This is a genomic window from Acinetobacter sp., assembly GCF_050285345.1.
In the GTDB taxonomy this organism is placed as follows: domain Bacteria; phylum Pseudomonadota; class Gammaproteobacteria; order Pseudomonadales; family Moraxellaceae; genus Acinetobacter.
The window spans coordinates 1-21,724 of record NZ_JBLZXR010000056.1; the positions used below are offsets into that span (position 1 = coordinate 1).

The 21,724-nt window shown below is 42.9% G+C and carries 24 protein-coding genes; 14 read left to right on the plus strand and 10 right to left on the minus strand.

The features are described 5' to 3' along the window. Positions 1-112 precede the first annotated feature (112 nt). The 4 genes from ACN6OV_RS05220 to mhpT form a co-directional block, all read right to left on the minus strand. Complete coding sequence (locus ACN6OV_RS05220; RefSeq protein ID WP_427950372.1) at positions 113-1,075, minus strand: bile acid:sodium symporter family protein; 963 nt, start codon at positions 1,073-1,075, stop codon at positions 113-115. A gap of 75 nt (positions 1,076-1,150) precedes the next feature. After that, entirely contained in the window at positions 1,151-1,801 is a 651-nt protein-coding gene (gene pncA, locus ACN6OV_RS05225; protein WP_427950375.1) for a bifunctional nicotinamidase/pyrazinamidase, read from the minus strand. A gap of 50 nt (positions 1,802-1,851) precedes the next feature. Then, the gene (locus ACN6OV_RS05230) at positions 1,852-2,259 is read right to left on the minus strand and encodes a hypothetical protein (RefSeq protein ID WP_427950378.1); all 408 of its coding nucleotides are present in this window, start codon (positions 2,257-2,259) and stop codon (positions 1,852-1,854) included. A gap of 152 nt (positions 2,260-2,411) precedes the next feature. Further along, positions 2,412-3,623 carry a 3-(3-hydroxy-phenyl)propionate transporter MhpT gene (gene mhpT / locus ACN6OV_RS05235; RefSeq protein ID WP_427950381.1) on the minus strand — a complete coding sequence of 404 codons (1,212 nt, stop codon included), beginning with the start codon at positions 3,621-3,623 and terminating at the stop codon, positions 2,412-2,414. A gap of 725 nt (positions 3,624-4,348) precedes the next feature. Here mhpT and dapA point away from each other — a divergent pair. From dapA to purC, 3 genes are read left to right on the plus strand one after another with little or no spacing between them, the layout of a single operon-like run. Next, positions 4,349-5,248 (plus strand): 4-hydroxy-tetrahydrodipicolinate synthase, encoded by a 900-nt coding sequence (dapA, locus tag ACN6OV_RS05240; RefSeq protein WP_427950383.1) that lies wholly within the window; start codon positions 4,349-4,351, stop codon positions 5,246-5,248. Between the two features lie 16 nt (positions 5,249-5,264). Then, positions 5,265-5,870 carry a lipoprotein-34 precursor (NlpB) gene (locus ACN6OV_RS05245; protein ID WP_427950466.1) on the plus strand — a complete coding sequence of 202 codons (606 nt, stop codon included), beginning with the start codon at positions 5,265-5,267 and terminating at the stop codon, positions 5,868-5,870. Between the two features lie 36 nt (positions 5,871-5,906). Further along, complete coding sequence (gene purC, locus ACN6OV_RS05250; protein WP_427950386.1) at positions 5,907-6,626, plus strand: phosphoribosylaminoimidazolesuccinocarboxamide synthase; 720 nt, start codon at positions 5,907-5,909, stop codon at positions 6,624-6,626. Between the two features lie 121 nt (positions 6,627-6,747). On the opposite strand, the gene ACN6OV_RS05255 is transcribed toward purC, so the two are convergent. After that, a complete protein-coding gene (locus ACN6OV_RS05255; protein WP_427950388.1) occupies positions 6,748-8,016 on the minus strand; it encodes a replication-associated recombination protein A in 1,269 nt (422 codons plus the stop codon). A 264-nt stretch (positions 8,017-8,280) separates the two neighbouring features. Here ACN6OV_RS05255 and ACN6OV_RS05260 point away from each other — a divergent pair, with 264 nt between their 5' ends. Further along, on the plus strand, positions 8,281-10,410 hold the full coding sequence (locus ACN6OV_RS05260) for a putative bifunctional diguanylate cyclase/phosphodiesterase (RefSeq protein ID WP_427950391.1): 2,130 nt from the start codon (positions 8,281-8,283) through the stop codon (positions 10,408-10,410). A 21-nt stretch (positions 10,411-10,431) separates the two neighbouring features. Next, a complete protein-coding gene (locus ACN6OV_RS05265) occupies positions 10,432-10,908 on the plus strand; it encodes a DUF523 domain-containing protein (protein WP_427950394.1) in 477 nt (158 codons plus the stop codon). Between the two features lie 39 nt (positions 10,909-10,947). Here the strand turns inward: ACN6OV_RS05265 and ACN6OV_RS05270 are convergent, their stop codons facing one another. Next, positions 10,948-11,400, minus strand: a complete 453-nt coding sequence (locus ACN6OV_RS05270) for a YcgN family cysteine cluster protein (protein ID WP_427950397.1) — start codon at positions 11,398-11,400, stop codon at positions 10,948-10,950. A 166-nt stretch (positions 11,401-11,566) separates the two neighbouring features. Here ACN6OV_RS05270 and ACN6OV_RS05275 point away from each other — a divergent pair, with 166 nt between their 5' ends. Next, a complete protein-coding gene (locus tag ACN6OV_RS05275; RefSeq protein WP_005006601.1) occupies positions 11,567-11,725 on the plus strand; it encodes a DUF1328 domain-containing protein in 159 nt (52 codons plus the stop codon). Between the two features lie 143 nt (positions 11,726-11,868). On the opposite strand, the gene murJ is transcribed toward ACN6OV_RS05275, so the two are convergent. Both murJ and ampD read right to left on the minus strand, forming a co-directional pair. Beyond that, the gene (murJ, locus tag ACN6OV_RS05280; RefSeq protein ID WP_427950400.1) at positions 11,869-13,410 is read right to left on the minus strand and encodes a murein biosynthesis integral membrane protein MurJ; all 1,542 of its coding nucleotides are present in this window, start codon (positions 13,408-13,410) and stop codon (positions 11,869-11,871) included. A gap of 86 nt (positions 13,411-13,496) precedes the next feature. After that, complete coding sequence (gene ampD / locus ACN6OV_RS05285) at positions 13,497-14,069, minus strand: 1,6-anhydro-N-acetylmuramyl-L-alanine amidase AmpD (protein ID WP_427950403.1); 573 nt, start codon at positions 14,067-14,069, stop codon at positions 13,497-13,499. Between the two features lie 188 nt (positions 14,070-14,257). On the opposite strand from ampD, the gene nadC reads away from it, so the two are divergent. Beyond that, positions 14,258-15,103, plus strand: coding sequence for a carboxylating nicotinate-nucleotide diphosphorylase (gene nadC / locus ACN6OV_RS05290; protein ID WP_427950405.1), 846 nt, complete (start codon positions 14,258-14,260; stop codon positions 15,101-15,103). Positions 15,104-15,286: 183 nt separating this feature from the next. Here nadC and rph read toward each other — a convergent pair whose 3' ends face one another. Next, complete coding sequence (gene rph, locus ACN6OV_RS05295; protein WP_427950407.1) at positions 15,287-16,003, minus strand: ribonuclease PH; 717 nt, start codon at positions 16,001-16,003, stop codon at positions 15,287-15,289. A gap of 196 nt (positions 16,004-16,199) precedes the next feature. On the opposite strand from rph, the gene ACN6OV_RS05300 reads away from it, so the two are divergent. After that, a complete protein-coding gene (locus ACN6OV_RS05300; protein WP_427950409.1) occupies positions 16,200-16,856 on the plus strand; it encodes a TetR family transcriptional regulator in 657 nt (218 codons plus the stop codon). 103 nt (positions 16,857-16,959) lie between these two features. On the opposite strand, the gene ACN6OV_RS05305 is transcribed toward ACN6OV_RS05300, so the two are convergent. Beyond that, on the minus strand, positions 16,960-17,577 hold the full coding sequence (locus ACN6OV_RS05305) for a thiol:disulfide interchange protein DsbA/DsbL (RefSeq protein WP_427950412.1): 618 nt from the start codon (positions 17,575-17,577) through the stop codon (positions 16,960-16,962). Between the two features lie 183 nt (positions 17,578-17,760). Here ACN6OV_RS05305 and ubiG point away from each other — a divergent pair, with 183 nt between their 5' ends. The 6 genes from ubiG (at position 17,761) to ACN6OV_RS05335 (ending at position 21,646) form a co-directional block, all read left to right on the plus strand. After that, positions 17,761-18,477: a bifunctional 2-polyprenyl-6-hydroxyphenol methylase/3-demethylubiquinol 3-O-methyltransferase UbiG gene (ubiG, locus tag ACN6OV_RS05310; protein WP_427950415.1), complete on the plus strand. Its 717-nt coding sequence runs from the start codon at positions 17,761-17,763 to the stop codon at positions 18,475-18,477. Next, entirely contained in the window at positions 18,474-19,172 is a 699-nt protein-coding gene (locus ACN6OV_RS05315; protein WP_427950417.1) for an HAD family hydrolase, read from the plus strand. Before ubiG ends, ACN6OV_RS05315 begins: the two co-directional genes overlap by 4 nt. 36 nt (positions 19,173-19,208) lie before the next feature. Next, a complete protein-coding gene (locus ACN6OV_RS05320) occupies positions 19,209-19,955 on the plus strand; it encodes a YciK family oxidoreductase (RefSeq protein WP_427950419.1) in 747 nt (248 codons plus the stop codon). 177 nt (positions 19,956-20,132) lie between these two features. Next, on the plus strand, positions 20,133-20,552 hold the full coding sequence (locus ACN6OV_RS05325; protein WP_427950422.1) for a hypothetical protein: 420 nt from the start codon (positions 20,133-20,135) through the stop codon (positions 20,550-20,552). Between the two features lie 219 nt (positions 20,553-20,771). Continuing rightward, positions 20,772-20,927, plus strand: a complete 156-nt coding sequence (locus ACN6OV_RS05330; RefSeq protein ID WP_427950425.1) for a hypothetical protein — start codon at positions 20,772-20,774, stop codon at positions 20,925-20,927. A gap of 308 nt (positions 20,928-21,235) precedes the next feature. After that, the gene (locus ACN6OV_RS05335) at positions 21,236-21,646 is read left to right on the plus strand and encodes an RcnB family protein (protein ID WP_427950428.1); all 411 of its coding nucleotides are present in this window, start codon (positions 21,236-21,238) and stop codon (positions 21,644-21,646) included. The last annotated feature ends 78 nt before the right edge of the window (positions 21,647-21,724 follow it).

Genomic DNA, 21,724 nt, shown 5'->3' on the forward strand with positions numbered 1-21,724 from the left:
AAGTGTTGGTTCGCACTTATATTTTAACGATTTGGGCTCAGGTTTTTTATTTAAATTAAACTATGGGACAGCAGTGGAGCTTAAGCTTTCCTTCTATAACACTGTACTAATTTCAGTCCAATGCTTTGTGTGTTGATGTATATTTCTCAGTTCGACTGGCCCAATAGGTCGCCAATGCCGGACCTGAAATGTTATGCCATAAACTAAAAATTGCACTGGGTACGGCCGTTAACGGTGAAGCGGCGAAATGGGTTGCAGCCAAAGCCACACCTAAACCTGAATTTTGCATACCAACTTCAATAGAAACCGCTTTGCAATCGGCATACGGTAATTTTAACCATCGACTGGCCCAGAAGCCCAATAAATAGCCCAAACCATTATGTAGTGCGACCACACCTAAAATCAGCAAGCCCGATTCCAAAATTTGGGTGCGACTACCAGCAATAATCGCGGCTACAATCGCAACAATCGCCACCACTGAAATGAGCGGCATGACCTGTATATAGGCTCCGACCTGTTTTTTGAATAAGCTACGAATAATCAAGCCAACAATAATCGGGAACAGCACCACTTGTAAGATTGATACCAACATCGACATGGCATTGATTTCAAGCCACTGACTCGCTAGCACATAGAAAATTGCGGGGGTAAAGATTGGTGCAAGCAACGTCGAAACGGAAGTACAGGCTACTGACAATGCGGTATTTCCCTTTGCCATATAGGTAATCACGTTTGAGGCCGTACCCCCCGGGCAGCACCCGACTAAAATCACCCCAATCGCAATTTCAGTTGGCAATTGTAGTAATTTACACAATGCATAAGCTAAACCCGGCATCACCATAAATTGCGCCAACACCCCAATCATCACCGCTTTAGGACTTTGCAGCACACTTTTAAAGTCGCCCACAGTCATGGTCATGCCCATACCGAGCATAATGATACCGAGCATCCACGGGATATAAGCCTTAAGCCAAACAAAAACCTCAGGCAATACCATGGCAATGGCTGCAAACAACAGCACCCAAATGGCAAAGGTTTTTTGCACAAACTGGGTAAATTTTAAAAAAGCCGACATAGGCAAGATCCCTTTATTTGCAGCGATAAAAAAGGCACATGCCTGTGCCTTCCTTCTACATTGGGCTGCATTTTATCAAGCTACAGCAGTTTCCTGTATATGTTGCTGCACAATATCTTTCAGATAAATCCGTTTAACCCCACAAGCCAACATGTCCTGCCATGCATGTTGCAATGAACCTTCGAGATCAATGCCTTTACTGAGGTCAGCAATCACATAAGTTTCAAAGCCCAATTTACGTGCATCCATCGCCGTCCACGCCACACAGAAATCTGTGGCAATCCCCACGATAAACACGGTATCAATACCACGTTCACGTAAATAACCGGCCAGCCCTGTAGCAGTATGATGGTCAGCTTCCATAAAGGCTGAATAACTATCAATGTGCTGATGACAACCTTTGCGAATCACCAACTGTGCTGTCGGTAAATTCAATGCCGGATGTAATTCTGCATCTTGCGTGCCTTGTACGCAGTGTGTTGGCCATAATACTTGAGACCCATAACTCAGTTGAATACTGTCATACACGGCATGACCGGGATGATTTTCTGCAAAAGAAATATGATCCGCAGGATGCCAATCTTGTGTCAGCACAATATTGGAAAAATATGTGCCCAGTTGATTGATCCCCGGAATAATCTGATCGGCATGGGCCACCGCCAAGTTTCCACCGGGAGTAAATCCATTTTGTACATCGACCACAATCAAGGCTGTATTTTTTTGCATAAATTCAATCCATTCCAATGCTTAAAGCGTTCAAATTGATACATGTAATTTTAATTTAACAGCAAGTATTCAATCCAACACGTAAAATAAAATGACTGTCCATCCTGACAATAGCGATAGTTCGGCAAATGCTCAATTAATCGCTGGGCAAAACGTGGATAAATCTTGGCTTTGCGGGGTGTGGACGCATGAAAATAAAAATAGCGCGGTTGCTGACGATGAATATATTTCAGTAAGTGCGCTCGTGTCTGTTGCATCACGGCAAAGGCATTAATATTTTCCGCAACATCCTCAAACGTTGGTTCATCGGCAAAGGCCAACCATGCGTTGTGCCGTGGTTGTTGACGATTGATTTGAAATTTGGGTTTCAGTTCCAACTGAAACTCATAATCCAGAAGAGATAAGCTGAACTCACGTTGTTCAACTTGAAATTGAGCGATGAATTTTTTGGACGACATCAGACGGTATCTCTTTCAATATTTTTATGATCCTTTTTCTGTTAAATGATGACATAAAATCTATTTAAGATATTGATGGGCAATCGACTCAGCGACTTGATTTGTCGCAATAAAAAAAGCCCGCACAGGCGGGCTTTTGATTGGTCGATCGATTAAGCTGGAATACGACGTACCAATAACAACATAAAAATGGCAGAAATGATAATACAAGGAATCGCTGCGGAGATAACCCCAGCTGCTCCAAAACCTGCTGCCAATAACTGACCTGCGATAGCTGGACCTAGCATTGCCCCAACACGACCAACGGCTGAAGCCACACCAACACCCGTACCACGTAACTGTGTTGGATACACGATACCACCGAAGGCATATAACACCCCCTGACAGCCAATCACGAATGCACCGACTAAAGCTGACGCCATGTACATTTGCGTCAATGAACCTGCACCATTCAGCGCAAATAGACCGGCTAAAATACCGCCGTACATCAAAACAATCACGTAGGCTTTTTTCCAGCGATCGGTCAGCATACCTAAAATCACCGTACCGATAGTTGCACTCACCATAAAGTAGAACTGCGCAGTTGCACCATCTTTACGGGTAAAACCGAGTTCTGTGAACAACGACGGCAACCAGCTCAACATGATGTACACCACCATCAAGGTGAAGAAGTAGCTCACCCAAATTGAGAAGGTACGTAAACGGTTTTCTGTGTTGAAGAGGTCTTTGAAAGCACCTTGTTGCACTTCGCCATTGGCAGTCGCTTGAACCGCTTGATCTTTAGCTTTAATAAATTCACGTGATTCAGGTAAAAAGAAAATCATCAGTGGAATCACAACAATGGGCAATAAACCACCCAAATAGAAAATGTTTTTCCAGTTACCACCAAAGTCAGTCAACGCAATCAACGATAAAATTGCAGCACCCACAGGCATACCACAGTACATGAGACCAACAGCACGACCACGATTTTGTGGTGTCACAGCCTCAGAGGCTAAGGTAATTAAAATCGGCATTGCTGCACCTAAGCCCGCACCAGCCAAAAAGCGCACAGCCAATAAACTGTGAAAGCTATTCACCCACACCGTACAGAGGGTAAAAATGGCAAACATAGCCGTCGACCAAATCAAAACCTTTTTACGACCAATACGGTCGGCAATACGACCGCCCACTAAAGCCCCAGGTAACAGCCCCAAAATACCTGCACTGAAAAAGACACCTAACTGAGAACTATCCAGCCCAAAATATTCACGAACCCCTGCTGCTGCAATACCCGCTGCCTGAATATCCAGACCTTCGATTACGGCAATGAGGAAACAGATCGCCACCGTCACGATAGCGTGCTTGTTATCTGACTTTTCCATTGGAGAATCCTTGTTGTCATTAGCGTTCAAAATAAAATGAATCATCGCTGAGGCCTTTCTAGGATATAACTACCAATAAGTTGAATCTTTTAGTCAGAATTCAGAAACGATAAGGGCTGTGATCGTTTTTGTGTCTTTTTTTATAAAGTCTTAAAAACACTTAAAGACAGCAGACTCGACGATGGCAAAACCATCTGACCAAGCGACACATCACGTATTTTTTCAACCCTTTAGCAAATTCCATTCCTTTGTATTAGATAAAAAAAAGATTATTCCCCTAGTTTTGAGCTATCATTTGTACTCAAAGCTACTGAACTTGATATAGCTTTTAAATCTCGGGTCATCGCTTTTTAATCTTAAGTTTTACTCAAAAAACACAAATAAGCGCTCATGAATTTGCTTAAGTCTAAAAATAACAGACAATTTTTTTAATTTTCTGCATAGACCAATATTTTTATTTCAACCAGTTATCTATGAAATGCTGAATCATTTTGAAGCGGTAAAAACCGCGATTTTGCACTTGATTGTTTTAAGTTTGATTTGTATAAAGAATTTTATGGCTTTGACCAAAGCATATTGTTCTTATGCGTTTGATCAGTCATAATTTGCGTAAGCATTATTCAATTTGGGTATAGCCCAATGAACATGCTACAAATCAAAATTCGAAACCATCCAGAAATCAATATTTCATCTTGTCGGATGGACAAATAGGATAGCTTTTCAAAATGACTCAGCAAGCTCAGACCATTCAAGGTTCAATTGTCGCAATCGTCACCCCAATGTTTGAAGATGGCAGCGTAGATTGGAAGAGCCTCGAGAAGCTAGTTGAGTGGCATATAAAGCAAGGCACCAACAGTATTGTGGCTGTGGGTACAACTGGTGAAGCATCGACTCTCAGTATGGCTGAACATACACAAGTGATTAAAGAAATTATTCGTGTAGCCAATAAACGTATTCCAATTATTGCGGGTACGGGTGCGAACTCAACGCATGAAGCCATTCAGTTGACAAAAGAAGCCAAAGAATTAGGCGCAGATGCAGCGCTGTTGGTTACACCTTATTACAACAAGCCAACCCAAGAAGGTTTATACCAGCACTATAAAGCGGTTGCAGAAGCAGTTGATCTTCCTCAAATTTTGTACAACGTCCCAGGCCGTACAGGCGTGGACATGCTAAATGAAACGGTAATTCGTCTTGCAGATATTCCACAAATTGTGGGTATTAAAGACGCGACCGGTGATATTGCACGTGGGAAAGAACTACTCGAAGGCCTCAAAGGCAAAGATATGGTGGTTTACTCAGGTGATGATGCAACAGCATATGAACTGATTAATCTGGGTGCAAAAGGCAATATTTCAGTGACTGCCAATGTTGCGCCAAAAGAAATGAGTGAAATTTGTGCCACTGCAATCTCAGGTGATGCGGCAAAAGCAGAACAACAAAACAATGCAGTTGCAAATTTACATCAAATTTTATTTTGCGAATCGAACCCAATTCCTGTGAAATGGGCACTTCATGAAATGAACCTCATTGAAACAGGTATTCGTTTACCATTAACACCACTTGCAGAACAATATCGTACTCCGCTTCGTGAAGCACTGATCACTGCGGGCGTTATTAAATAAAGAAGAGCAAAACATGATGCAATTACGTTTAGGACTTAGCCTGGCACTTTCAGTATTTACATTGGCCGGTTGTAGTTCACTTGCCTTCAATAATGGCACGCTGGACTATAAAGAAACCACAGATGTGGAGCCATTAAAATATCCTGAAGGTTCGATGGTTCGTCCTGCAACGCCATTGTATCCAGCGCCATCGGTTGACCCGCTTGCAATTGAGCACGCACCAAATCTTGAAAACAAGCGTGGCAACCGCTTTGCCCTTCCTCGTCCTAGCGAGGAAAGCGTCCCATCCACTTCAGAATCCACAACTGAAAGTACAAATATCAGCCACCCTCAATTATTGGTCGATGGAAATCAGAATCCACTGCTCAAAGTGGAAGGAAATTCTGCTACAATTTGGCAATACACACTTGCTACCCTCAGCAGCCTTAACCATACCATCGTTGGTCAGAGCAAAAACCGTTACGAAGTAACCGTCAAGGTCGATCAACAGACCTATGTCTTAAGACTTTCTTCTGTAGGTTCAAGCAACAATATCGCTGTGTTCAATGCCGATAACAGTTTTGCAGACAAAGAAAAAGCTGCTGAGCTGTTAACTCAAATTTACCAAAATTGGCCAGCCTAGTCGTACTAGGCATTTTTTCTCGAAAAAGGTTCCCTCATGTTAAAACAAACCTTGCTCTATACTGGTAAAGCGAAATCTGTTTATGAAACAGATAGTTCAGACCACCTCATCCTAGTTTTCCGTGACGATGCTTCTGCATTCAACGGCGAAAAAATCGAACAGCTGGATCGTAAAGGTAAGGTGAACAACCGTTTTAACGCCTTCATCATGGAAAAATTGGCTGCTGCTGGTATTGAAACTCACTTCGAGAAATTACTTTCTCCAACTGAAGTGTTGGTTAAAAAATTAACGATGGTGCCTGTAGAGTGTGTAATTCGTAACTATGCAGCAGGTTCACTTTGCCGTCGTTTAGGCGTTGAAGAAGGTAAAGAGTTGACTCCACCAACTTTCGAATTGTTCTTTAAAGACGATGCGTTAGGCGACCCAATGGTCAATGAGTCACAAGCGATTGCTTTAGGTTGGGCAAATGCTGAACAGCTTGCTCAAATGAAAGAATTAACTTACAAAGTGAACGAAGTTCTCAAAGGTTTATTCGACGCAGGCAACATGCTGCTTGTTGACTTTAAACTTGAATTTGGTATGTTCCACGACCGTATCGTACTTGGTGATGAATTCTCTCCAGACGGCTGCCGCCTATGGGACAAAGACACCAAGAAAAAACTCGACAAAGACCGTTTCCGTCAAGGTTTGGGTGGTGTTGTTGAAGCTTACGAAGAAGTTGCTACACGTTTAGGTATCGATCTTTCTGATATTTAATTCGTTCGACGAATTCAAAAAACCGAGCAATTAAGCTCGGTTTTTTTATACCGCAGATTCAAATCACAAGTGCGACACATTAAAAAAAGGCACCTAAGCGCCTCAAAAAAAATTTAAAGATTTATTGTTGCTGCTGCATCCAACGGCGCTGCTGTAAACGTTCACCTTCAACTTCGCGTTTATTCCGTGCAGATTCGTACAACTTCGTACCTTTTAATTCTGGTGGAAGGTATTCCTGTAGCACGAAATGTTCTGGATAGTTATGTGGATAGAGATAATCGACACCATAGCCCTGTTCTTGCATCATTTTGGTCGGTGCATTGCGTAGATGTAAGGGTACAGGTAAGTTTGAGGTTTTTTCTGCCAATTCCAGTGCTTTATTAATGGCCAAATACGTACTGTTACTTTTGGCACTGGTTGCCAGATACACTGCACACTGCCCCAAAATAATCCGACATTCCGGCATCCCTACAGCTTGCACAGAACGGAAACATTCACCCGCAAGCAACAAGGCATTCGGGTTGGAATTGCCAATATCTTCCGATGCCGCAATCAGCATACGCCGTGCAATAAAGACCGGATCTTCTCCTCCCTTTAACATCCGTGCCATCCAATACAGCGTTGCATCCGGATCACTGCCACGGATCGATTTAATAAAGGCTGAAACCAAGTCATAATGCTGCTCACCAGACTTGTCATAGCGTGCAATATTTTGCTGTGCAACTTTAACCACCACGGCATTGGTTATGATGTTTTCTAAGTCAGGTTCAAAAGTGCTGGCAATTAAATCCAGTAGGTTTAAAGCCTTGCGTGCATCACCTGCTGCAAATTGAAATAGCGCCTCATATTCTTCAATCTGAATATAGCGTTGTTTTAAAAACTCATCTTGCTGAATGGCTTGAGTCAATAACGTCTCAATCGCCTCATTGCTCAGCGCATTTAAGCTATAAACCTGACAACGTGATAACAGAGCGTTATTCACTTCAAAAGATGGATTTTCAGTGGTTGCACCGATTAAGGTAATTTTGCCTTTCTCAACCGCATTTAATAATGCATCTTGCTGGGATTTATTAAAACGGTGAATTTCGTCAATAAACACCACTGGGGTCAGTAAGTCGCCACCATCAGCAATAATCTCGCGTAACTCTTTTACCCCTGTATTCAGTGCAGATAAACTGATAAAGGGACGGTCTACCGCCTGCGCCAGTAACAGAGCAATCGTGGTTTTACCCACCCCCGGTGGGCCCCAAAAAATAATTGATGGGAGATGTCCTTGGTCAATCATTTGACGCAAAGGTGCATCTTCACCCAATAAGTGATCCTGCCCAATAATTTGAGATAAATCATAGGGGCGAAGACGTTCAGGAAGTGGGATATGACTGTCTGACATTTTATTATTTCATTTCAGGCGAATTGAGGAAAGTTGCTCTATTCTAACACTGCCCGTACATCATCTTTGAGCTAAATAATCAGCTCAATTGCAAGATCATGATCACAGTATTCAGTACTATCCAGAATAGCAAGTTGTAAGTATACTTAAATGAATATTCACTATAATGTAACAAGACTAGCTGTGCCAAATTATTCTAATTAAAGTACCATTAGGTTTATACTCTATTATTAGCGACTTGCCTGACCCACTTGGACCGATTGTATGAAGCAATCACTGAAACAAAAGCAGATCCCCGCTGTTCAGCAGAGCTCGGATCGCCCTTTAAATGTATTACAAAATGCATCTCAGGTACCATGCTTAGAACTTCAGCAGATGCAACAATTTTCAGAACAAATCGCGCAACCTATCTGGCTATTAAAACAACAAAAACGTTATGTAAACCAAGCTTTCAGACAACTGCTAGAGACCGATCATCTGCATCCAGAGGCCGCTCTTTGGCTTGCTCAGATTCATCCCAATCAAGTCGAAAATTTTCAACAGCTTTGGCAACAATCACAACAACAGCAACGCACTTTTCAATCCATCATCCGCCTCAAACAACCCGACCATACCTATCACACGACCTTAGTTCAAGTCAGCTATAGCTCAAATGCGACCGATGCTTATCAATGCATGGTGCAATTTATTGACCTTGAAGCAGAATTTAGGGTGATTGAGCAACTGCAACACCAAGTTGAAAGTCGTAATTATATGCTGGATGCCAGTATTGACTGTATTAAGTTACTAGCCCCAGATGGCCGAGTCATCCATATGAACCAAGCCGGTTGCTCGGCTCTCGGCGTAGCGCCCAACGAAACACAATTTGGTATGCTCTGGTTGAACCTACTGCCTGAATCTATTCGTGCTGCAGGACAAATTGCTTTAGATGAGGCTGTGCAAGGTAAAACCTCACGCTTTAGAGGAGAGAGTCGGCTGGAAAACCAATCCATTGCCTACTGGGACAATATATTAACGCCGATCTTAGATCAACAGGGTCAAATCAAAGAAATTTTATGTGTTTCTCGTGATATTTCCTTGCAACATCAGACCGAAACCAAACTGCAGCAAATTATTGAACAAGATGATCTCACTGGATTATTAAATCGGCGCGCATTTAGTCGGATCTTTAAAACGCATGTAAAACAGGCGCATGACAAGCAGCAACAATTGGGACTTTTGCTGATCGATTTAGATTATTTTAAACATGTAAATGACACGTTAGGGCATATTGCTGGTGATCATTTACTGCATCATTTAGGACAACGCTTTCAGCAATGTTTCGATGCTGAGATTAGTATTGCGCGCCTTGGGGGTGATGAATTTGCAGTCTTAATTCCTCAACTCGAGTCGCAAGCTCAACTGATCGAAGTAGCCAAGATTGCCTGTAAGCAGATGGACCTGCCGATTTTCTATAATCAACAATATATCAATCTTGGCATGAGCATCGGCTGTGCCATCTACCCACGGGATGCACAAAATACCTCCAACCTGCTGAAATGCGCTGACATCGCTTTAAATGATTTAAAAATTAGTGGCCGTGGTGGAATTCGTATGTTCACTCAGACCATGCTCAAAACCCTTGAAAATACCACCCGCCAGTTGACCTTGGCCCGTAGTATTATTAAATCGGGTCAGATCTTTCCTTTTTATCAGCCTAAAGTCCGCCTCAGTGATGGTAAAGTCGTTGGCTTTGAAGCTTTACTACGCTGGTACGATCAAGAGCAACAACTTCAGCTACCCTCACAAATTTTTGCAGCATTTCAAGACTATGAACTGGCTTCACGAATTAGTGAAACCATGCAAATTAAAATTTTTAAAGATATTCAACGCTGGACCAAAGCTGGGCTAAAAGCGCTCCCCATCTCCATTAATGCTGCACCCGTCGAATTTTTAAGAGATGATTATGCTGAAAAACTCTTAAATCGTTTGCATGAATATAAAATTTCACCTGACATTATCGAACTGGAAATTACCGAGCAGAGCTTGTCGGAACGCGGAGCCAATTATGTTATTCGCGCCCTGCATTTATTGAAAAAAAATGGCATCCATATTTCACTAGATGATTTTGGTACAGGACATTCATCACTCACACGACTCAGCAATTATCCTGTAGATTGTCTAAAAATAGACCGAAATTTTGTTGAACGCATGCATACTGATAGCTCAGCTTTGGCCATCGTCAAAGCCATTACCCAAATCGGGGCCAGCATATCACTCAAAATTTTAGTCGAAGGGATTGAACACTCAGAGCAAGTCGACACACTCAAAGAATGCGACTGCCATATTGGACAGGGCTTTTATTTTTATCGCCCACTCAGCTATGACAAGGCTATGCAGCTCTTGCATCATTAAGTTTTTTTGGAGTACAGCTTTATGTCCCTTAAGTATTTAGTCAGTGCCTGTCTTGCAGGCCATACCGTTCGATATGATGCAACCTCCAATGCACAGGACGCCATTTGCCAATTGCTGCACACCCATGAAGTGATTACAGCATGCCCAGAAATGTTGGGTGGTCTAAGTTGCCCGCGTTTCCCGGCCGAAATCCAAAATGGTCAAGCCAATGACGTGCTGAATGGCACCGCTCAAGTCAAAGATGTGATTGGCACAGATGTCAGTGCCGAATTTATTGCTGGCGCGCAGCGTATGCTCGCCCTTGCGCAGCGGCATAAAGTCGATGTCGTGATATTAAAAGAAAATAGTCCATCCTGTGGCAGCCGCTATATTTATGATGGCACCTTTACTCGAACCAAAATTGATGGTTATGGCGTCACCACTGCACTGCTCAAACAGCATGGTTTTCAGGTACTTTCTGAACACGATTTCCTTGCGATGATGCAAGACCAGCTCTAACGTGACAACGGAATCCTTACATTAATATCCAATTCATGTTTAGCGAACCCAGCGCACAATATAATCTTCAATATCGTCTGGATCGACCTGCTCTTCACTGATACAGCGCCCCGCCGCAGACTTGCGTGCTGACATAATACTGCTTCGGCTTCCTGTCAGTAAATGATGCCAACGCGGCAAATCTTTATGCTCTGAAATCCGTCGATATGCACAACTGGGCGGTAACCAATGAAACTGATTAATTTGCTCAGGGGTCAACTGGATACAATCTGGCACGATTTTTTTACGATTGGGGTAATCTGAACAACTGGCTGTCTGGCAGTCCAATAACTTACACGCTACTTTGGTGTACGCCACTTCATGCGTATCTTCATCTTCAAGTTTGATTAGACAGCATAAACCACATCCATCACACAGTGCCTCCCATTCTGCATGCGTCAATTCAGTCAATGCATGCTTTTTCCAAAAATGAGGGCGCAAATTGTCAGTCATAATCTCGCTCAAAAACAACGTTGACAGGCATCTTAACTGAGCCTGAGTAAAAATTCTCAATCTACCTTACTGAATGTTGAACATTTAATAAACAAAAGAATACATAGACCTAAGTGCAGCGCTCCTATACTGAAGACACAAAATAAAAATCACTTGGAGAAAAGCTATGTTTCGTTGGGCTATTATTTTCGCTGTCATTGCCTTAATTGCTAGTCTGCTCGGTTTTGGTGGTGTCGCAGGCCTATCTAAGGATTTCGCCGTTATTTTGTTGGTCATCGCTGTGATCTTGGCAATTGTTGGTTTCCTCTCACGAGGAAAAGTTTAAATTCACAGACTTTGTTGCTTAATCAATTGATTGATGATCAAAACTACAAAAATGACATTCACTCACGCTAAGTTCTTCGTAATTTAGCCTTAGCCAGATAAAAAAATAAGAGCCCATCGGCTCTTATTTTTTTGGTGTCTAAATTATGGCTTTAAATGACGAGGTCTAAATCCTGTCGCAATCAGCGCAATTGCATAAGCAGCAACACCGACCAGACATAGGATGGCCACTTCGAGCACGCGCATCCACGCAGAAACATCTCCATTATACCATGTAAGGCCATACCACAGCGCAGCAATCATCGCCGCATTGGCAATCCCGAATTGCAGCACTAATTTTTTCCAATGTGCACCAAAACGGAAAATATTGCGTTTATGCAGATAAAAATACAACATCCCCGCATTGACTAAAGCCGACCCTGAAGACGCCAAAGCCAGTGCCATGTGTTCTGCTTCCCAGTCGATGAGTTTAAAGAAGCCAATGAAGATTACGTTCAAAATCGCATTGGCTGCAACCGCCATCAAACCAACACGTACAGGCGTTTTAGTGTCTTGCTGTGCATAAAAGCCCGGTGCAAAGACTTTAATCAACATGAATGAAATCACCCCAGCACTCATACACTGCAAAGCCAACGCGGTCATTTGGGTATCTTCAAACGTGAATTGACCACGTTCAAACAAGGCTTGAATAATTGGCGTCGATAACATAAACAGCGCAATACTGGCCGGTACACCGACCAAAATAATCACTTTGGCTGCCCAATCAATCATTTTGCGGAATTTTTCCTGATCCTGCTCGGCATGGCGTGCAGACAATGACGGTAAAATCACCGTACCAATTGCCACACCAATCAAGCCTAGTGGTAGCTCGGTCATACGCTCGGCACTGTATAACCAAGAGACCGAACCATCTTGCATGAAGGACGCCCAAATGGTATTCAGCAACAAGTTAATTTGCGTCACCGACACACCAAATAATGCCGGCAACATCAATTTCATGATGCGATCAACACCTTCATGTTTGAAATCCACTTTCGGTGGAATCAGTAATTTTTTACGCCATAACTCAGGAATTTGAATCGCCAACTGTAAGAAACCTGCGGCCACCACAGACCAACCGAGGGCCATGATCGGTTCAGCCATATAGGGCGTGAGCCACAATGCTCCGGCAATCATCGCAACGTTGAGTAATACCGGGGCAAATGCAGGGGTACTAAACGAGCCATAGCTGTTGAGAATACTACTGGCAAATGCAGTCAATGACATGAACAGTAAATACGGAATGGTTAAACGGAACATATCCGATGCCAGTGCAAATTTTTCAGCATCTCCATGGAAACCTGGCGCATAGATATAAATAATCGCAGGCGCTGCCACCATGGCAATGAAGGTCAAACTGGTCATCACCAGACCCAAACAGCCAAACACACGACTAATGAGAATTTGCACTTCTGCATGGGTTCGAGTGGTTTTATATTCCGTCAGGACAGGAATAAAAGCCTGTGAAAATGCCCCTTCTGCAAACAGCCGCCGGAAAAAGTTAGGGATACGAAAGGCCACAACAAAGGTATCGAAGTCTTTACCCGCACCAAATACATTTAACAGGACAATATCCCGTACCAGTCCCAATACGCGGGACAGCATTGTCATCGCACTGACAATGACGGTCGAACGCCAAAGCGCCATCGGTTTTACTCGCTTTTGAAAGTGCGCCTATTGTAATGAATCTCGTGAATAAAGTTCATTGCTTTATTGAACGCAGAGTGTGTGGTTTATTTGTTTTTAAACTGCTGTAGCTGTTGGCGAAATTCAGACCATTGAAAGAATGGGCCCGGATCGGTTTTACGTCCCGGTGCAATATCTGAATGCCCCGCGATATGTCGTTGAATTTTAGGATAAGCTTGTTGTAAACATGCCACCACTTCAACCAACGCCGCATATTGTGCCGACTCAAAAGCAAGATCATCACTGCCTTCAAGCTCAATACCAATCGAATAGTCATTGCACTCTGGATAACCCAAATAAGTTGAACGCCCCGCATGCCAAGCACGATCATTGAAGTTGACGAATTGCAGCACTTCCCCACTACGTAAAATCAGCAAATGGGTCGACACTTGCATGCCTTCAATCGTTTGAAAATAGGGATGCAATGACCAATCTAATTGGTTTTGGAAAAATTGTTCAATATAGCCACCACCAAATTGCGAAGGCGGCAAACTGATATTATGAATCACCACAAGCTGAATTTCCGTGTGCTCAGGACGCTGATTAAAATTCGGTGAAGGAATTTGACGTGCACCGAGCAATTGTCCATCTTGCACCTGAAAGGTTGTTGCCTGTGACATATTAGAATCCTAGGTCAAAGTGGACGCTGTGAATGCGGCCATACTGTAGATTGAAGTTTGAATGCTAAAACTTTCACTTCTAAATCTCAATTGATGTCTGTAAAAGCAGTGAAAAATCGCTCATTTTTCAGGAACAATGCTAATATAACGCGCACATTTCCCGGGTTAAAAAAGATACGGAACTTCTTATGAGCATATCGCAATCTTTGCTTGAGCAATCAATCCAAATCAATATTCAACAAGCCTTACAGGAAGATATTGGTGACGGTGATATTACCGCCCTGTTAACACCGGAAGATGAACAAGCCAATGCAACCATTATTAGCCGTGAAGAGATGGTGCTGGCAGGACAACCTTGGGTGAATGCCTTAATTCAAGCCTATGATTCAAACGTACAAGTGACTTGGCTGAAAAATGAAGGTGACCGCGTTGCCGCGGGTGAGGCATTTTTAAAATTGGCTGGTTCAGCACGTAGCCTTTTAACCGTTGAACGCCCTGCGCTGAACTTTGTCCAAACTCTGTCTGCTGTTGCGACCAAAACAGCAGCCTATGTACAACGACTAGAAGGATTAAATACCCGCTTACTCGATACCCGTAAAACCTTGCCCGGTCTGCGTATTGCACAAAAATATGCAGTCGCTGTCGGGGGTGGGCAAAATCATCGTTTGGGTTTATTTGATGCCTTTTTGATTAAAGAAAATCACATCATGGCAGCCGGCGGCATTGTACACGCCATTCGTAAAGCCCACACTATTGCACCGGGCAAACCAGTAGAAGTGGAGGTGGAAACCTGGGATGAACTCAATCAAGCACTTGAAGCAGGTGCCGATATTGTGATGCTGGATAACTTTAGTCAGCAGCAAATGATTGATGCGGTGAAACATGTGGCTGGTCGTTGTAAGCTTGAAGCTTCAGGCAATATCACCATCGACAATTTACGTGAAGTGGCAACCACTGGCGTGGATTATATTTCGATGGGTGTATTGACTAAAGATGTGAAAGCAGTGGATTTATCTATGCGCTTTAATGCTTAAGACGTTGGATTTTTGAAGGTTGTGCGAAGCACAAAATTTAGAACAGTCTCCTAATTTTTCGATTTTCATATTTATTTTTTAAACGAAAAATGTTGACTCAGCTAACGTCCGATCTATAGTGCATAAAAAACGCACCAAATGGTGCGTTTTTTATCAACAATGCTTAAAACATAGGTAAATAACCTACCAACCTAAAGCTTCTTGTTGCTTTTGAATCAATGCTTGAATGCCTTTTTCAGCCAATTCCAGCATTTCATTACATTGTGTACGGGTAAATGGTTTGTCTTCCGCGGTACCTTGAAGTTCAATGAACTCACCCGCTTGGGTCATCACCACGTTCATGTCTGTTTGGCAGCTTGAATCTTCTTCGTAGCAAAGATCCAGTAAAGCTTCGTCTTGATACATACCCACAGAAATCGCAGCAACCAAACCTTTTAAAGGATCGTGTTTAATTTTTTTGTTTTCCAGCAAGACATTCATTGCATCAACCAATGCAACTGCTGCGCCTGTAATTGCAGCCGTACGTGTACCGCCATCGGCCTGAATCACGTCACAATCAATACTGATGGTATTTTCACCCAGTTTTTTCAGGTCAACCATCGCACGTAAGCTACGACCAATCAAACGTTGGATTTCTTGGGTACGACCACTTTGTTTACCACGTGCAGCTTCGCGATCCATACGGGTATGTGTTGAGCGTGGCAACATTCCATATTCTGCAGTCACCCAGCCTTGACCCTTGCCTTTTAAAAAACGTGGTACTGAGTTGTCGACACTCGCTGTACACAGCACTTTTGTATGACCAAATTCAACCAATACTGAACCTTCTGCATAACGTGTGTAGTTACGCGTAATTTTTACTTCACGTAATTGATCTAATGCTCGTTGGTCGATACGCATAATGTGCTCTTCATCTGATAAAAATTGATTGCGGCACATTATAACAGAAGGCAAGACAAGATTCGGGATGTCATGTTCTGCATTTACAAAATCTATGCCTCAACTCCACCACTACGTCAATCTCGCTATGCTGTACCATCGTGTCGATATTCGAAATTTGCTAAACTGCGGATTCGCAAGATTCAGGAAGAATTGCATGTCGATACGGGAAGAACGTAAACAACAAAGTCGAAAAGCCATCCTTGATGCCGCATTGTCACTCAGCACGACAGGCCGTTCATTCAGTAGTTTAAGTTTGCGTGAGATTTCCCGCCATGTCGGTTTGGTTCCCGCAGCGTTCTATCGGCATTTTCAGGACATGGATGAACTGGGTCTAGAGCTGGTCGATCAAATGTCTTTATATCTTAAAAATATCCTGAACCAACTGAGTCTGCACTATTTCCAACCGACTGATGTACAGACTCGCGCCACGCTCGATTATTTATTTCAGCGGGTCGAAGCATTTCCCGAAGCATGGATATTTCTGATTGCAGAACGCTGGGGCGGCTCACCAACTTTACGCCAAGCGATTGCCCGTGAATTTAACTTTCTCAGCTCAGATCTTACTCAAGCTCTCGCGCAGATGAAAGCAACACAACATATTCAGTCTGAACAAGATTTAAAAGTCTTGGCACAGATTCTATTTGAATTGACCCTCAGTTGGGTCATGCAGTGGATTGATCTGCAACGTCAAGACAATCATCCGCAACAACAAGAGGACTTGCAACTGTTTCGTCGCCAAGTCCAAACACAAGTCCAACTCCTGTTCCGCGGTATTCTGCACTGGGACCGGTCATTAGCACAGCATCCTTAAACTGAGCTGTCATCCACTTTATTTTTAAGTTTGAAGCAACCGTGACCGACTTTAAAGTTGCATAAAAAAGCCGCATAACAATGCGGCTTTTTCTGTAGAACTCTTATTTCGCTTTACGTTCTTGATCTACAAGATATTTCACGATTTCAACGGTACGCGCATCCTCACCTTGTACGATATATTTACCATTCACGGTAATTGCAGGTACGCCGCTCAATTTATATTGCGCTGCTAAACTTTTCGCTTGGGCAATTTTAGAAGACACCGCAAATGAATTATAGGTGCTGTTAAATTTCGCTTCAGGTACACCATAACGTGTATAGAACTTCGCAAAAGCGCCTTGTTCTAGAATATTTTTTTGACCGACATGAATGTCATGGAGAAGTTGTAAATGTGCTTTTTGACGCACCCCCAATGCTTCAGAAGCATAGTAAGCACGTGCACCTTGTTCCCAAAATGGGTTCATCGCAGCGGGTGTACGGACAAAACGTACATCTTTAGGTAATTGTTTTAACCATGCCTGCATATGCGGTTCTAATGTAAAGCAGTGTGGGCAACCGTACCAAAAGAACTCACGAACTTCGATTTTACCCGGACGTTCCACTTTAACGGGTTGCGGAAGAACAGTGTAATCTGTCCCTGCAACAAACTGTGCAGCCATTGTACTGCCTGAAAAAGCCAAAAGAGCTGTTGTAATCGTACCTAGAAGAAATTTTTTCATTGAACTTATTGTCCTCAAAATCATTATGATTAGTTTATGGCAACACTATAAATCAAATCTGCCGATTTCGTTTTTATTCTGTGAACTTTTTTACCACTTTTATCGCTTTTTTTTCAGGACGCGCTACACTAACTCACATTGAACTTTTTTCTAAAATATAAAGACTTGATTGAGGTGACACCGATGTCGCAATTGAATGTTGATCCACAAGAAATTGCCAAATTTGAAGCTTTCGCAGCCATATGGTGGGATCAGCATTCTGAGTTCCGCCCTTTACATATGATCAATCCACTGCGCTTAAACTGGATTGATGAGCATTCAGGTGGTATCACGGGTAAGAAAGTACTGGATGTCGGTTGCGGTGGCGGTATTTTGGCCGAAAGCATGGCGCGCCGTGGTGCCCAAGTTTTGGGGATCGATATGGGCGCAGCGCCACTCAACGTTGCGCGTCTGCATGCCGAACAAGAAAATGTGCAGAACATTGAATATCGCCAAGTTCCCGTTGAACAGTTGGCTGAAGAGCAAGCAGGGCAATATGACGTGGTGACCTGTATGGAAATGCTCGAACACGTCCCCGATCCTGCATCGATTATTTTGGCCTGCCAAAAGTTAGTCAAGCCGGGCGGTCATGTGTTCTTCTCGACCATTAACCGTAATCCTAAATCGTATTTATTTGCGATTATTGGTGCTGAATATATTTTACGTATGCTCGCTAAAGGCACGCACGATTATTCAAAATTTATCAAACCCTCTGAGCTGGCCCATGATATTCGGGGTGCCAAATTAAAACTCAAAAACATGACCGGCTTACATTACAACCCAATTACCAAGCGTTATTGGCTCGCACCCAATGTGGATGTAAATTACATGGCGCACACTGTCAAAGAAGAAGCCGAATGAAAGCCGTACTGTTTGACCTTGATGGGACGTTAATCGATACTGCTGCCGACTTTATCCGTATTATTCAAGACATGTGCCGCGATAAAGGCTGTGCCATTGTGGCGGATGACGACATTCGCACTCAGGTGTCTGAAGGTGCGCGCGCCATGGTGAAATTGGTCTATCCTGAACTGGATGTCGAAGACCCAGTTTTTCTGGCACATCGTCAACGCTTTTTAGACCTATATGGTGCGGATATTGCCGTTGATACTGACCTTTTTGAAGGGATGTATCCCCTGTTGGCCGAACTGGAACAACATCAAATTCCTTGGGGCATTGTGACCAATAAACCGCGTTGGCTCAGTGAAGCATTGTTAGAGGCGTTGAATTTAACAGAACGCTGTGCCGTTTTGGTCTGCCCGGATGATGTCAGCAAAACCAAGCCTGACCCTGAACCGATGTATCTGGCAGCTCAGCAGATCCAAATCGACGCAAAAGACTGTATCTATGTCGGTGATCATCCACGGGACATTGATGCCGGTCGCAACGCGCAGATGTACACGATTTTGGCTGCTTACGGATATTTACCGTTACAACACAAAGATGACTTAACAGCTTGGCAAGCGAATTGTATAGTGAACACTGTTGCTGAATTACAACAGGTTCTTCAAGCCTTAGTGATTCAACCGAAAATGCTGGCTGCAACGACTTTATAACGATAGAACAGAACACAATAAAACGAGGAGGTGTCTATGAAATATTCAGAATATCAACCTCGCCCCGATCTCCTGAAAGATCGTATTATCCTAATTACAGGTGCGGGCGATGGTATTGGCCGTGCGGCTGCGCTGAGTTATGCCTTACATGGCGCAACCGTGGTGCTGCATGGCCGTACACTGAATAAACTCGAAGTGATTTATGATGAAATTGAAGGTTTAGGTGCACCTCAACCGGCAATTTTACCATTACAACTGTCGAGTGCCTCCCCTCGTGACTATGAACTATTGGTCGATACCTTAGAAAAGCAATTTGGCCGCCTTGATGGCATTTTGCATAATGCTGGTATTTTAGGTGAACGTACTGAGCTTGCACATTATCCTGTCGATGTCTGGGACGATGTGATGGCGGTGAACTTACGCGCACCTTTTGTTCTAACCCAAGAATTGATGCCGTTACTGCAAAAATCAGAACATGCCTCTGTGGTTTTTGCCAGCTCAGGCGTCGGACGTGAAGCCCGTGAACGTTGGGGTGCCTATTCAGTGTCAAAAATTGCCATTGAAGCCGTCAGTACCTTGTTTGCCAAAGAAAATGCCCATCCGAATATTCGGTTTAATTGCATCAACCCCGGTGCAACACGTACTGCGATGCGTGCCAAAGCCTATCCGGATGAAGATCCGAAAACTTTGCCAACACCAGAAAATATCATGCCTGCCTATCTGTATCTGATGGGAGATGACAGCTTGCATTTAAATGGTGAAAGTATTGATGCACAAGACTGAATCAGCCTTGATCTATTTAAATAAAAGGAAGCACACAAGCTTCCTTTTTTATGCTTCAAAGCAAAGATATCCGGCTTAAAATGGCGTGAAATTCTATGGGCTACGCGAAAGTGGACTTGAGTTTTTACTAAATTTGCCGATACTTAAGAACAATTTTAAACACTCTGGATTTCCCTCATGTCTGACTTCAGTAATATTACGGTGACCCCTACAGAGGATGACATGATCAGCCTACTGGTCGATGGCCAACCGATTTCTGCAAAATATGGCATGAAATTCGATCCCAGCATCGTGAATGATTTGCAGTCGCTTGAAGTGGGACAAAATGCCAAACTATTTGAGCAATTTATTTTCTCACACACCGATTTAAACTTCGAACATGCCTATTTCTATGTGACCTGCATTCAAAAACAAGAAGCCGGTTATCAAGTGATGACCAACTTTGTTTACCGTATTACGGCACAAGGTCAAGCTCCATTTGAACATGTGATTACCAAACAAGGTCAAGCGATGACCCCAGAAGATGTAAATGAGTTTATTCAAGCGCATCTGCAAAAATCACTCACCGACTACACTGACCTGAAATATGCTTACTAAGGCTAAATCAATCATCATCTAAAAAATATCCACAAAGGGCTTTTTCGAAGGCCCTTTTTTATGCCAATTTTTTAATCACTTAAATCAAATCTCCATGGATATTCTATTCAATTCATTGATCGTATTTTCAAATTGATTTTATAAATTTATTCAGTTTTCCAAATTAAATAGATTCACCTACCATGTTGGTAACCACAGCAATGTACCAGGAGATTTGATATGGCTGACCAAGTCCGTAAAACTGAAACCATTCGTTCGATTGAAAACTTACAGCTGACAGAAAACCTGATTCAGGCCTTGGATGACGCAGTTCAAGCCGAATGTGTCGCTCAAGCAATTTGCTCTTTACAACAGCTTAATGAGCAATGGTATTAAGAGCTAGATCAAGCACTGTACAGCCTAAATCGGGACCTATATTTTGCCCATCTTTCTCCGATGGGCACTGTTTATTTTTGAGCAATATGATTCATTCGCAAGCACTAAGCTGTTTTTAGATTTGACAGAAACATCGAAGCTTTTTAGGCTATAGGCCGTAGAGGATTGTTATTGCGGCCAAATTTATCGCATAATATCCGTATTCTCTTCGCTTTATTTAAAGAAATATTCATCTTTCTTCACAGTTTCTCTGCATTTAATGCGTACAGTAGTTGTATTGAAGATCTATAACTATATGAGGGTTGAACATGAAAAAGATTTTGCCAATCTTGGCTCTTTCTTTCAGTGCTTTGATAACTAGCAGCATGCTCTCTGCGGCTCCTCACTTCAATCACGATGAACGTGGCTTTGATGGCCCACGCGGCAATGCTTATGGTCACATGAAAAAAGATCGAGATTTCCGTGGTCATCAGGATGATGACGATATTGAAGATCGTCGCCGTATGCGTGAAGAGCGTGGAGTCAAACGTTTGCAACAACATAAATGGCAAACGGGCTATGTCATGCCACAACATTATCGTGGTAATGGCTACAAGGTTGATTATAAAGAGCATAACTTGCCTAAACCGTCACGTAATCAACAATGGTACAAAATCAACAATGACTATATTTTAGTCAACTCAGACAGCAATAATATTCTTAAAATTTTAGGTTTATAAATTCAACACGCCACACTGAAAAACCCTATCTTTTAAAAGCCCAAATTTAAGCTGGGCTTTTTTTATCCTGTCTTTCAA

What these genes read in the sequence shown, in the direction of transcription:
- ACN6OV_RS05220 (WP_427950372.1), bottom strand. Translation starts at nt 1,075, where the DNA reads ATGTCGGCTTTTTTAAAATTTACCCAGTTTGTGCAAAAAACCTTTGCC.
- pncA (WP_427950375.1), bottom strand. Translation starts at nt 1,801, where the DNA reads ATGCAAAAAAATACAGCCTTGATTGTGGTCGATGTACAAAATGGATTT.
- ACN6OV_RS05230 (WP_427950378.1), bottom strand. Translation starts at nt 2,259, where the DNA reads ATGTCGTCCAAAAAATTCATCGCTCAATTTCAAGTTGAACAACGTGAG.
- mhpT (WP_427950381.1), bottom strand. Translation starts at nt 3,623, where the DNA reads ATGGAAAAGTCAGATAACAAGCACGCTATCGTGACGGTGGCGATCTGT.
- dapA (WP_427950383.1), top strand. Translation starts at nt 4,349, where the DNA reads ATGACTCAGCAAGCTCAGACCATTCAAGGTTCAATTGTCGCAATCGTC.
- ACN6OV_RS05245 (WP_427950466.1), top strand. Translation starts at nt 5,265, where the DNA reads ATGCAATTACGTTTAGGACTTAGCCTGGCACTTTCAGTATTTACATTG.
- purC (WP_427950386.1), top strand. Translation starts at nt 5,907, where the DNA reads ATGTTAAAACAAACCTTGCTCTATACTGGTAAAGCGAAATCTGTTTAT.
- ACN6OV_RS05255 (WP_427950388.1), bottom strand. Translation starts at nt 8,016, where the DNA reads ATGTCAGACAGTCATATCCCACTTCCTGAACGTCTTCGCCCCTATGAT.
- ACN6OV_RS05260 (WP_427950391.1), top strand. Translation starts at nt 8,281, where the DNA reads ATGAAGCAATCACTGAAACAAAAGCAGATCCCCGCTGTTCAGCAGAGC.
- ACN6OV_RS05265 (WP_427950394.1), top strand. Translation starts at nt 10,432, where the DNA reads ATGTCCCTTAAGTATTTAGTCAGTGCCTGTCTTGCAGGCCATACCGTT.
- ACN6OV_RS05270 (WP_427950397.1), bottom strand. Translation starts at nt 11,400, where the DNA reads ATGACTGACAATTTGCGCCCTCATTTTTGGAAAAAGCATGCATTGACT.
- ACN6OV_RS05275 (WP_005006601.1), top strand. Translation starts at nt 11,567, where the DNA reads ATGTTTCGTTGGGCTATTATTTTCGCTGTCATTGCCTTAATTGCTAGT.
- murJ (WP_427950400.1), bottom strand. Translation starts at nt 13,410, where the DNA reads ATGGCGCTTTGGCGTTCGACCGTCATTGTCAGTGCGATGACAATGCTG.
- ampD (WP_427950403.1), bottom strand. Translation starts at nt 14,069, where the DNA reads ATGTCACAGGCAACAACCTTTCAGGTGCAAGATGGACAATTGCTCGGT.
- nadC (WP_427950405.1), top strand. Translation starts at nt 14,258, where the DNA reads ATGAGCATATCGCAATCTTTGCTTGAGCAATCAATCCAAATCAATATT.
- rph (WP_427950407.1), bottom strand. Translation starts at nt 16,003, where the DNA reads ATGCGTATCGACCAACGAGCATTAGATCAATTACGTGAAGTAAAAATT.
- ACN6OV_RS05300 (WP_427950409.1), top strand. Translation starts at nt 16,200, where the DNA reads ATGTCGATACGGGAAGAACGTAAACAACAAAGTCGAAAAGCCATCCTT.
- ACN6OV_RS05305 (WP_427950412.1), bottom strand. Translation starts at nt 17,577, where the DNA reads ATGAAAAAATTTCTTCTAGGTACGATTACAACAGCTCTTTTGGCTTTT.
- ubiG (WP_427950415.1), top strand. Translation starts at nt 17,761, where the DNA reads ATGTCGCAATTGAATGTTGATCCACAAGAAATTGCCAAATTTGAAGCT.
- ACN6OV_RS05315 (WP_427950417.1), top strand. Translation starts at nt 18,474, where the DNA reads ATGAAAGCCGTACTGTTTGACCTTGATGGGACGTTAATCGATACTGCT.
- ACN6OV_RS05320 (WP_427950419.1), top strand. Translation starts at nt 19,209, where the DNA reads ATGAAATATTCAGAATATCAACCTCGCCCCGATCTCCTGAAAGATCGT.
- ACN6OV_RS05325 (WP_427950422.1), top strand. Translation starts at nt 20,133, where the DNA reads ATGTCTGACTTCAGTAATATTACGGTGACCCCTACAGAGGATGACATG.
- ACN6OV_RS05330 (WP_427950425.1), top strand. Translation starts at nt 20,772, where the DNA reads ATGGCTGACCAAGTCCGTAAAACTGAAACCATTCGTTCGATTGAAAAC.
- ACN6OV_RS05335 (WP_427950428.1), top strand. Translation starts at nt 21,236, where the DNA reads ATGAAAAAGATTTTGCCAATCTTGGCTCTTTCTTTCAGTGCTTTGATA.